The following is a 532-nucleotide window of genomic DNA, read 5'->3' on the forward strand; positions in this document are numbered from 1 at the left end:
ACCAGTGGATTACCAAACGCATCCCAGTCAAAGCTTTCTGTTGTATCTTTGCTTTGTGTGCTGTGCGCTTCTGTTTGAGTTTTGCACTCCGAGCTGACTAACTGACTTAATTTGTTATAACTAAAACAACGTTGACTTGGTTTGTTGTACGTATGGTCATCATCTTTAATCTTTGCTTGCGTCTGCGCCGTGCGGCTGATGAGCTGATTATTTTTGTCGTATTGATAGCGGCGTTGTTGTTGATAACCCTGCTGACCTGACCAATCTTGTGCGGTTAAACGAGAGCGAACATCATAGTCTTGCTGCAAGGTGATGCCGTTGCTTAATGTGTATTGAGTAACTTGCCCTGCCGCGCTATATGCAAGTGCTAATAAGGCGGTTTCATTTTCGTCTGGTGGCACAAGCGTTAGGCTGCTTAATAACCCCAATTCATTATATAAATAACCGATTTGTTTGCCATCAGGCAGGATTAAACCACTGCGTTTACCCTGTTGATTAAACGTGTAATTGAGTGTCCAATCAGCCTGTTTAC

General features: G+C 43.2%; 1 pseudogene. It reads right to left on the bottom strand.

The features are described from left to right. Positions 1–532 (bottom strand): annotated as a pseudogene (locus tag KSO91_RS18085) (hypothetical protein); the annotation flags it as partial.

It is taken from the genome of Psychromonas antarctica (genome assembly GCF_022267535.1).
In the GTDB taxonomy this organism is placed as follows: Bacteria; Pseudomonadota; Gammaproteobacteria; order Enterobacterales; family Psychromonadaceae; genus Psychromonas; species Psychromonas antarctica.